General features: G+C 61.6%; 7 protein-coding genes. 6 read left to right on the top strand and 1 reads right to left on the bottom strand.

What is annotated here, in order from left to right:
• The first annotated feature begins 151 nt into the window (after positions 1 to 151).
• Positions 152 to 907 (top strand): DNA-binding transcriptional repressor GlpR, encoded by a 756-nt coding sequence (gene glpR, locus ACQ4OD_RS07835; protein ID WP_023629017.1) that lies wholly within the window; start codon positions 152 to 154, stop codon positions 905 to 907.
• Positions 908 to 1,143: 236 nt separating this feature from the next.
• Positions 1,144 to 2,682, top strand: coding sequence for a glycerol-3-phosphate dehydrogenase (glpD, locus tag ACQ4OD_RS07830; protein WP_198755487.1), 1,539 nt, complete (start codon positions 1,144 to 1,146; stop codon positions 2,680 to 2,682).
• Positions 2,683 to 2,709: 27 nt separating this feature from the next.
• On the opposite strand, the gene ACQ4OD_RS07825 is transcribed toward glpD, so the two are convergent.
• Positions 2,710 to 7,032 (bottom strand): NEL-type E3 ubiquitin ligase domain-containing protein, encoded by a 4,323-nt coding sequence (locus ACQ4OD_RS07825; protein WP_430944123.1) that lies wholly within the window; start codon positions 7,030 to 7,032, stop codon positions 2,710 to 2,712.
• 335 nt (positions 7,033 to 7,367) lie between these two features.
• Here ACQ4OD_RS07825 and ACQ4OD_RS07820 point away from each other — a divergent pair, with 335 nt between their 5' ends.
• The 4 genes from ACQ4OD_RS07820 to ACQ4OD_RS07805 all read left to right on the top strand — a co-directional run bounded on the left by ACQ4OD_RS07820 (position 7,368) and on the right by ACQ4OD_RS07805 (position 10,582).
• On the top strand, positions 7,368 to 8,285 hold the full coding sequence (locus ACQ4OD_RS07820; RefSeq protein ID WP_139669254.1) for a glutamate/aspartate ABC transporter substrate-binding protein: 918 nt from the start codon (positions 7,368 to 7,370) through the stop codon (positions 8,283 to 8,285).
• Positions 8,286 to 8,432: 147 nt separating this feature from the next.
• Positions 8,433 to 9,179, top strand: a complete 747-nt coding sequence (locus ACQ4OD_RS07815) for an amino acid ABC transporter permease (RefSeq protein WP_110701949.1) — start codon at positions 8,433 to 8,435, stop codon at positions 9,177 to 9,179.
• Complete coding sequence (locus ACQ4OD_RS07810) at positions 9,180 to 9,851, top strand: amino acid ABC transporter permease (RefSeq protein WP_023629013.1); 672 nt, start codon at positions 9,180 to 9,182, stop codon at positions 9,849 to 9,851. It abuts the gene before it with no gap.
• On the top strand, positions 9,848 to 10,582 hold the full coding sequence (locus ACQ4OD_RS07805; RefSeq protein ID WP_038706667.1) for an amino acid ABC transporter ATP-binding protein: 735 nt from the start codon (positions 9,848 to 9,850) through the stop codon (positions 10,580 to 10,582). Before ACQ4OD_RS07810 ends, ACQ4OD_RS07805 begins: the two co-directional genes overlap by 4 nt.
• Positions 10,583 to 10,646 lie beyond the last annotated feature (64 nt).

The raw sequence follows: 10,646 nt of genomic DNA, 5'->3' as shown, positions 1-10,646 counted from the left end.
TGCTCCAAAAAGCGTTGTGGGGAAGGTCGCATCGGCACACCGCCGATGCGACTTGCCCCGCGGTAAGCCTTTACGCATAAACCAGACTGGTCCTACACCACGACCTACGGCATCATTGCAGAATTTGTCCGGCTGCCCCAAAGGACCGCCCATGAATCTGCCTCCACGCCAACAACAAATCCTCGAGCTGGTCCGCGAACGCGGCTATGTCAGCATCGAGGAAATGGCGCAGCTGTTCGTCGTCACCCCACAGACCATCCGCCGCGATATCAACCAGCTCGCCGAAGCCAACCTGTTACGCCGCTACCATGGTGGCGCCGCCTACGACTCGAGCATCGAAAACACCGCCTACGCCATGCGCGCCGACCAGATGCGCGACGAGAAGCAACGTATCGCCGACGCCGTGGCCCGGCAGATTCCCGACCATGCCTCGCTGTTCATCAATATCGGCACCACCACCGAATCCATCGCCCGCGCCCTGCTCAACCACAATCACCTGAAAGTCATCACCAACAACCTGCACGTGGCGGCGATCCTGGCGGCCAAGGACGACTTCGAAGTGCTGGTGGCCGGTGGCACGGTACGCCGCGACGGTGGCGTGGTCGGCCAGGCGAGCGTCGACTTCATCAACCAGTTCAAGGTCGATTTCGCCGTGGTCGGCATCAGCGGCATCGATGAGGACGGCAGCCTGCTGGACTTCGACTACCAGGAAGTACGGGTATCCCAGGCAATCATCGCCAATGCTCGCCAGGTGCTACTGGCCGCGGACTCTAGCAAGTTCGGCCGCAATGCCATGGTTCGCCTGGGCTCGATCAGCCTGGTCGACTGCCTGGTGACCGACCAGGCGCCTTCCCCGGCCCTGACCCAGCTGCTCAACCAGTACAAGATCCGCCTCGACGTGGTTTGAGTCCAAGGGCTCGCCCCGCCCCCTTGTGTACCGCTGGGTCGAGTACCGTCCCGGCGGCACTTGATCTCTGCCTTGCAAATCGACACCCTGCCTTTTCGCAAATGTTCATTTCCCTGTCATCCGATCAGTTTTTTCTATGAAGACTGACTGGCAGCCGCCTGTTCATTACGCTACTATTTTCGGAAACGAACATTTATGTTCACATTCGATGTGAACAGCCCCAGGAGGCCTTGCCCGTGTCCCAGCCCGTTTCGTCCCAGCCACCCCTCCAAGACTGCTACGACCTCGCCGTTATCGGCGGTGGCATCAATGGCGTGGGCATTGCTGCCGATGCCGCCGGGCGCGGCCTCAAGGTGTTCCTTTGCGAAAAGGACGACTTGGCCCAGCACACCTCCTCGGCCAGCAGCAAACTGATCCACGGCGGCCTGCGCTATCTGGAGCACTACGAGTTCCGCCTGGTGCGCGAAGCGCTGGCCGAACGCGAAGTGCTGCTGGCCAAGGCACCGCACATCGTCAAACCCATGCGTTTTGTGCTGCCTCATCGCCCGCACCTGCGCCCGGCCTGGATGATCCGCGCCGGTTTGTTCCTTTACGATCACCTCGGCAAGCGCAAGCGCCTGGGCGCTTCGCGCAGCCTGCGCTTCGGCCCTGGCTACCCGCTAAAATCCACCATTACCCGCGGCTTCGAATATGCCGACTGTGCCGTCGATGACGCCCGCCTGGTCGTGCTCAACGCCATGGCCGCGCGCGAACTGGGTGCGGACATTCTCACCCGCACCCGCTGCTTGCGGGCCGAACGTGTCGATGGCATCTGGCAGGTAGACTTGCAACACGCCGATGGCAGCCTGCAGACCATTCGTGCGCGCGCCCTGGTCAACGCCGCCGGCCCATGGGTCGCCAGCTTCATCAAGGACGACCTCAAGCTTGACGCGCCGTACGGCATTCGCCTGATCCAGGGCAGCCACCTCATCGTGCCGCGCCTGTACGAAGGCGACCACGCCTACATCCTGCAGAACGAAGACCAACGCATCGTCTTCTGCATCCCTTACCTGGACCGTTTCACCCTGATCGGCACCACCGATCGCGAGTACAGCGACGACCCGGCCAAGGTAGCGATCACCGAGCAGGAAACCCACTACCTGCTGAAGGTCGTCAACGAGCACTTCAACCATCAACTGAGCCAAGCCGACATCCTGCATACCTACTCCGGGGTGCGGCCGCTTTGCAACGACGAGTCGGACAACCCGTCGGCAGTGACCCGCGACTACACGCTCGCCCTCTCCGCCCCAACAGGCCAGGCGCCGCTCCTGTCAGTGTTCGGCGGCAAGCTCACCACCTACCGCAAGCTGGCCGAATCGGCCATGGCTGAACTCAAGCCCTTCTTTACCCAGATGCGCGGCAGCTGGACTGCCGACGCGCCACTGCCAGGCGCTGAAGGGATGACAACGGTGCAGGCGCTGATCGATGCCGTACTGGCACGTTGCGGTTGGTTGCCTGCCGACATCGCCAAACGCTGGGTGCTCACCTACGGCAGCCGTGTGTGGCGGCTGCTCGATGGCATCGATGGGCCCGAGGGGTTAGGACAGGCTATCGGGGCCGGGCTTTTCACCCGCGAGGTAGACTACCTGCTGAAGGAAGAGTGGGCTGAGCAAGCCGCTGACATCCTCTGGCGTCGTACCAAGCTGGGCCTGTCGCTGACCGCGCAGGAGCAGATGGCTTTGGAGGCGTATCTGCAGCAAGCCCGCAAGCTGCGTGCCAATAGCCGCGCAGCCTGACAGTGACCGTGAAGCCCTCTTGATGGTTCAAGAGGGCGTACCCGGCCAACGCTCGTGGGCTTCGCGCGCCAAACGCACCAGCAACGCCCGCTCACTGCGTTCGTAATCAGTCCTCAGGGCTTCACAGCGTTGTAGAAACTCGCTTTCGTTGATCACTTGCTCATCGACCTGAGCCTGCACGGCCTCCATGCGCTCGTGGAGTGGTTGCAGCAACGCTTCAAATCGCTGCGCATAGGACTCCCGCGCGTATTGCTCCCAGAAAGGCCGCTGTGCCAAAGCGGTAATCAAGGCATCTGTCGTTTCATTTTGCAGCACCGTGTCCTGCGCCCGCAGCAGGTCACTGGTAGTGATGTTTGCAAAACCGGGAAAATGCATTTCGTCGATCTCGATAGGCAAGCCCAGCGGGCGGGCAAGACGCTGCCGATAGAAAAGCCTGGTCTCGATCTCATCGATGAGTGGGGCGTGCTCGGCACGCATGCGCTGCACGTGCAGCGTCGCCAGGCGGTCGACCTCGTCCAGTCGAAACAATCCGCGCCCAAGGTTCAGCAAACGGGCTTCGATCCGGTTGCCATGGGTATCTTCGACAGCACGCACTACCAGAACGCCAAGCTCCATCTGCTCCAGCAGAATCAATAACCGGTCTACACAACTGCGTCGGCCAGAGACCTCGAGAAACAATTGTTGGCGCAACCGCTCGTGCTGCTCGCACGCGTCCAGAATCCGCCAGATACGGCTGCGATAATGCCCCGGGTGCTGTTCGAAGTCCTCGGTAATGGCGAAGTCCGCCAGAAAGCGGAACAATCCCTCCGATTCTGGTTCCCCACGCAGTGCTGTCCATATTGCCTGCTGGCGATCACGTTCGCCGTCGCCTGCACGGTTGGCCCAGTTGTCGAACAGATCGCTGTCGATTGCACGGTGGCGTGCCGACGCTGACCCCCAATGCCCCGGAGTCACACCTCGTGCCTCATCCAGCAGCAATCCGTCAGCTTCGCTCAGTGGATTGTCATGCAAGGACAACTGGTGCACCTGCAAGCGCAACTGGTGCAATTCCTGGCGCAGTGTGCGGATGTTGTTGTTACGCAAGTCCACGTGGGCACGAAACGAAATTCGCTCAGGCAACACCTCCAGGCCCGCGGCGCGCAGGTTGACTTCACGCAGATTGCCCAGGCGAGTGAGTATCGGCGCCCTTCCCAACGGGTTTTGGCTCAGGTCCAGGTACCGCAGGGCGCCACTCCCGGCCAGACGCAATTCACCGGCCTCGTCCATCACTACCCTGTTGCGGCGCAGGTTCAAATGCCGCAGACGGGGCAACCGTTCAATGCCCTGAGGAACAGCAGTCAGGCGATTGCCAGACAGGTCGAGCTCAACCAGATTGGGAAAGCGCCGGAGAAAGTCCCCATTGATTTCACCAAGGCTCAGGTCACTGAGGATCAGCCGTCGCACATGATCAAAGCTCACCCCCTCCGGTAAATTGGGCAGGGTACCGACACGCTCTCCGGTGATGATCAGCGCGTAGTCCCCGGCCTCGTCGGTAATCTTGCGCCGCCAACTGCGCCTTACGGCGGTGGCGACCCGGCGGCGGCGTAGCGCGTCCAGCGGGTTACTGGCGTCCCTGCGCCACTGGCGCAGGCCCTGACGCAGGCGCGTGAGCTGATCCATGAGCTGGCTATAGTGCTCCCACAACCCGACTCGCCGCTCCATGAGGTCGAGCAGATAGGCTTGCAGTTCTCCGTCAGTCATTGTCGGAAACACTTGGTGAATACCCCGACCGATCGCACGCCGGCTGCTCTCGCCTCGCCCACTCAAGACATAACCGAGACGCCCATCCCCCAAACGGCTCGGGGGGCGCAGGCCAACGCCCAGCCGGGGCATGCCACAGAGCTCGGCCGCCTGGGTACGGTCACCGGCAGCGGCCTCGATCAGCAACGAGCCCAAGGCGTCAGGACTGGCCGCGGCGTCGCCAAGATCGGCTGTCTGCGTCTCATCCAGCGCAGCCAACAGTGCCGCAAGATATGAACCGGACGTGGCTTGGCCGACGTAGTGGTAGCCGTCGCTGCGGCGCACGATACACCGTACGTCCTCTGCAGCCTCGGCGCCGATGCCAGTCAGATACCGGCCATCAGGGCTACTGTCGCGCACTTCTATGCGCAAGGTGTCCGGCCACTTCACTTGACGCTTCAGCAAACCCAAGGCCAGGCGTTCGGTGTCGGGATTGACGCAGCGCGGCAGACGCAAACCGGCGCATGCCCTGTCCAGACGGCTCTCGCGCAGTGACCACCGTGCGCGCTCGGCCACCGCCAAAGGGATCCGCTGCGTGGCGCTGAGCGTATCGAGCTGCGCCCCGCTGCAGTGCTTCAGCAGCTCATGCGTACAGCGAGCCGACAGGCCCGGAAAAGTGTGCTGCACCAGCCGCTCGATGCCGTTGGACCGCACTTGCCGAGCAGCGACGTGCTGCGCCAGTTGCGGTGCGCTGAAGTCCGGATTGCGCTCATGTGCCTGATAGAGCTCCAAGGCATCGAGCAACCGTGCAGGTGCGCCCGTGTGTTCGACGTGCAAACGGCGAATCTGTGCTTCACTCAGCCCTGTCACCTGCAGCAGGTAGTCGCATGCCTGCGTCGGTAGTTGTGCCAGCGGTGTACTCAAGCGGCGTACCAGATTGGCCCGCCCTTCCCAGCCCTGGGGAGCTTCGAGTTCATGGCGCCAGCCGCCGGCTCCGTTCTGTTCGATCAGCGGCCGGTAGGCACTGGGACGATCAGGATGCTGGATCCTGGAGCGGCCATCCTGCGGATCCTCCATCACCCTGTAACGCCCCTCATTGAGGTGCCAGAGCCATTCCTGCGCGCCGACACCACGCACCGGTTGGGTATCGTAACCTGGCAGGTCCGTGGCCATGAGCTTGACCTTGCCAGCAGCGTGGCATACCGGCGCCAATTCATCCACGAAGGCCACACGCTCCAGGGCGCGCACGGCAATTTTGCTGCCAGCGGCGATCATCCCGCCTACCACAACGTTTTCGGCAACGTTGAACAGGTGGTTCAACGCCCCTTCGCGATCCCCCATGCGCCAATCTTCGTACCCTTCATACACTTCATCAGCCAGCTGTACCGCGTTGGCCACCAGCAACACTTCACCCAGCACCGGCACGAAGAACCCCACCACGTTCAGCAAGTCCATACCCAGCTCTTTGTAGCCCTGCATGCGCGCTTCGCGGTCTTCGTCATCCTCGACATCGGTGGGCACGGCGAGCACTTTGGCGTCATCCCTGATCTTGGCGATGAATTGCCGGCGCAGGTGGGCAAACGGCGCATCAGTGATCGCTGCGCAACGGGCGTCAAGTTCTACCCCAGCGGCCTGTGCCTGTGCGACCCGTTCGTTCAATACACGATAAAAATTGACCCGCTCTCGCTCGCTAATGAAGCGTGCGAAAAAGCGACGATATGCCGGCTTGAGAAAGCGCTTTCCGAGGTAGGTGTCGAGGGCGTCCCAGCTGGCATGGCCGGAGACAGGCACAAGCGGGTCACCGGGTATCCAAAGCACCACCGACTCGACTGCACCATCCGCCGAGGGACGCACTTCCAGCGTCAGCACACCTTGAATCGGGCGGCCCAGCAGGTACAGCTGTCGGGGTACAACAGTACCAACCCGCGCAGGCACCACCGGCTTTTCGGCAACAAGCGGCAACAACAACCAATACGTGCGCTCGTCAATTTCGCCTTTGAACACAGCGATCCGCATCGCCACCTCGAAATTGGCCCTGAAACTCGCCTCGAACTGCCCGTGCAAGCGAGCGGTGGCCTGGCCCGGCTCATCCTGGGGGCCATCTTCAGGCTGCAGATGGTGGGTGAGCAACGCCTGGTACTTGCCACCGGCATCGATTTCACGACACGCGGAGGCAAACGCATGGAAGCTCATTGGCAGGCGTTTGCCGTCGCCATCGACCAGTTCACCTTTGAGCATCAGCGCGGGGCGCGTTTCCTTGCGATGATAATTATGCAGCGCCGCCGCCAGCAAAGAGCGCCTGGAGCGGCGAACATAGGTTGGCCGCAGCAGAGCAGGCGAAGCGCTGGGCAGCAACAACCGCTTCGAGATCCGCACCTTGCAACTGTTCACATCCGGGTTGCTGATGCCGCTGTTGCGCAGTTTCGTTGTGAGCAACGCTGCTGTGTAGGCCTGCAGAGAAGGGATGGCCTGGAGGATCGGGCCAAGCCGAGCATTGCAGTTCGCCTGTCGGCGCAGGGCGTTACGTAACGCATCGAGCCTTTCCGGTTGCGCGTGGTCGACTAGCCATCGGGGCAGGTTCTGGGCAATCAGGCTATCGATGGAGCCTTTCGGCGGCTGGTGCGGTGACATCTGCGGAGCTCTCCAGGCAAAGAGGACAGCTCACTACGCCCAAGCACGTACCGGGCACTGCCTAGTTACCGCATGCACACACGCAAGGTGTTGTAGCGCAATGCGTTCGGACAACCGAACGGCAAAGCAGCATTCATTCGGCCAAACGAACGCTACTGGGATCTCTAGACTGTCAAGCGCGAGCAATACACGTGGTTTAAGGTCGACAGCATGGCTTGGCACGAGTCATGCTCTACACTTGGAAGCCGAATGCACACCGCTTCATGCTGTATTCGTTGAACGAAAGAGTCCGCCAACGGCTCCATAAAAAAAACAAACACGTCGAGGAAAATTTGATGCGTATCGTTCGTCAATTGCTGGGCGCCGCCATCGCGGCTGCAGTCATCGCATCGCCGGTCATGGCTGAAGAGCTGACCGGTACTCTGAAGAAGATCAAGGATTCGGGCACCATCACCCTGGGCCACCGTGACTCTTCCATTCCGTTCTCCTACCTGGCCGGCAGCACCACACCGGTCGGTTACTCCCACGACATCCAGCTGGCCGTCGTCGAAGCCCTGAAAAAGCAACTGGGCACCGACATCAAGGTCAAGTACAACCTGGTAACCTCGCAAACCCGCATCCCGCTGGTGCAGAACGGCACCGTGGACCTTGAGTGCGGCTCCACCACCAACAACGTCGAGCGCCAGCAGCAAGTCGGCTTCTCGGTAGGCATCTTCGAAGTCGGCACACGCCTGCTGACCAAGGTCAAGGATGGTCAACCGTCCTATAAAGACTTCCCGGACCTGGCCGGCAAGAACGTGGTGACCACCGCCGGGACCACCTCCGAGCGCATCCTCAAGGCGATGAACGCCGACAAGCAGATGAAGATGAACGTGATCTCCGCCAAGGACCACGGCGAAGCCTTCAACATGCTCGAAGGCGGCCGCGCCGTGGCCTTCATGATGGACGACGCCCTGCTGGCCGGTGAAATGGCCAAGGCTAAGAAGCCTGGCGACTGGGTCATCACCGGCACGCCACAGTCGTACGAAATCTACGGCTGCATGGTGCGCAAGGAGGATGCTGCGTTCAAGAAAGCAGTCGACGAAGCCATCGTCGCCTACTTCAAGTCGGGTGAAGTCAACAAGAGCTACGACAAGTGGTTCCAGCAGCCAATTCCGCCAAAGGGCCTGAACCTGCAGTTCCCGATGAGCGACGAGCTGAAGAAGCTGATCGCCGAGCCGACCGACAAGGCAGCGGACGAGAAGAAGTCCTGATCTCCGGCAAATAGTGGCCTGAAGCGCATCCGCGCGAATCCATCCGACAGGCCACCTAGTTAGTGTCTAACCTTTACATCCGAGGGCGTCGAACGCCCCCGGATGTATCGAGGTGCCCGTGAAACAACCGTCTGAGGGGAAATCCCGATGAATTACAACTGGGACTGGGGCGTGTTCTTCAAGTCCACCGGCGTGGGCAGCGAAACCTATCTGGACTGGTACATCACCGGCCTGGGCTGGACCATCACCATCGCCATCACCGCCTGGATCATCGCCTTGCTGCTGGGCTCGCTGCTCGGAGTGATGCGTACCGTACCCAATCGTCTGGTGTCAGGGATCGCCACCGCCTACGTCGAGCTGTTCCGCAATGTGCCGCTGCTGGTGCAGCTGTTCATCTGGTACTTCCTGGTGCCGGACCTGCTGCCCGAAGGCTTGCAGGAGTGGTTCAAGCAGGACCTCAACCCGACCACCTCGGCGCTGATCAGCGTGGTCATCTGCCTGGGCCTGTTCACCGCCGCCCGTGTCTGCGAGCAGGTGCGTACCGGCATCCAGGCGCTGCCCCGCGGCCAGGAGTCGGCCGGGCGCGCGATGGGCTTCAGCCTGCCGCAAATCTACATGAACGTGCTGCTGCCCCAGGCCTACCGGATCATCATTCCGCCGCTCACTTCGGAATTCCTGAACGTTTTCAAGAACTCCTCGGTGGCCTCGCTGATCGGCCTGATGGAGCTGCTGGCGCAGACCAAGCAGACCGCCGAGTTTTCCGCCAACCTGTTCGAGGCGTTCACCCTGGCTACGCTGATCTACTTCACCCTGAACATGGGCCTGATGCTGCTCATGCGCATGGTCGAGAAAAAAGTCGCCGTGCCTGGCCTGATTTCCGTGGGGGGCAAGTAAATGGAAATGGATTTCAGCGAAATCATACCCGCGCTGCCCGCCCTGTGGGACGGCATGCTGCTGACCCTGCAACTGATGGTCATGGGCGTGGTTGGCGGTATCGCCCTGGGCACCGTCCTGGCCCTGATGCGGCTGTCGTCGAGCAAGCTGCTGGCCAACGTCGCCGGCGCCTACGTCAACTACTTCCGCTCCATCCCGCTGCTGCTGGTGATCACCTGGTTCTACCTGGCGGTGCCTTTCGTGCTGCGCTGGATTACCGGTGAAGACACCCCCGTGGGCGCGTTCACCTCTTGCGTGGTGGCGTTCATGATGTTCGAGGCGGCGTACTTCTGCGAAATCGTGCGTGCCGGCGTGCAGTCGATCTCCAAGGGCCAGATGGGCGCCGCGCAAGCGCTGGGCATGAGCTACGGCCAGTGCATGCGCCTGATCATCCTGCCCCAGGCGTTTCGCAAGATGACCCCGCTGCTGCTGCAACAGAGCATCATCCTGTTCCAGGACACCTCGCTGGTCTACACCGTCGGCCTGATCGACTTCCTCAACTCGGCCCGCGCCAACGGCGACATCATCGGGCGCTCCCACGAGTTCCTGATCTTCGCCGGTGTCGTCTACTTCCTCATCAGCTTCTCCGCTTCCTGGCTGGTCAAGCGCCTGCAAAAAAGGATCGCCGTATGATTTCCATCAAGAACGTCAACAAGTGGTACGGGGACTTCCAGGTACTGACCGACTGCAGCACCGAGGTCAAGAAGGGTGAAGTGGTGGTTGTGTGCGGCCCGTCCGGCTCGGGCAAGTCGACGCTGATCAAGTGCGTCAACGCACTGGAACCGTTCCAGAAGGGCGACATCGTGGTCGACGGCACCTCCATCGCAGACCCGAAGACCAACCTGCCCAAGCTGCGTTCGCGGGTGGGCATGGTGTTCCAGCACTTCGAGCTGTTCCCGCACCTGTCGATCACCGAGAACCTGACCATCGCCCAGCGCAAGGTGCTCGGTCGTAGTGAGGCGGAAGCCACCAAGAAGGGCCTTGCCCTGCTCGACCGCGTCGGCCTCGGCGCCCACGCCAAGAAACACCCCGGCCAGCTGTCCGGCGGCCAGCAGCAGCGCGTGGCGATCGCCCGCGCCCTGTCGATGGACCCGATCGTCATGCTGTTCGACGAACCGACCTCGGCACTGGACCCGGAAATGGTCAACGAAGTGCTGGACGTGATGGTCGAACTGGCCCACGAAGGCATGACCATGATGTGCGTGACCCACGAGATGGGCTTCGCCCGCAAGGTCGCCAACCGGGTGATCTTCATGGACAAGGGCAACATCATCGAGGACTGCCAGAAGGAAGACTTCTTCGGCAACCCCGAAGGCCGCCACGAGCGTACCCAGCACTTCCTCAGCAAGATCCTGCAACACTAAGTCGGCCACAGTGACGCTGCCCGGCCACCTGCCGGGCAGCGGAAGCTGGTCGTGACAAGGCCAC

The organism is Pseudomonas sp. WC1 (assembly GCF_050586565.1).
GTDB lineage: Bacteria > Pseudomonadota > Gammaproteobacteria > Pseudomonadales > Pseudomonadaceae > Aquipseudomonas.
This window is presented reverse-complemented; position numbering and strand designations above follow the sequence as displayed.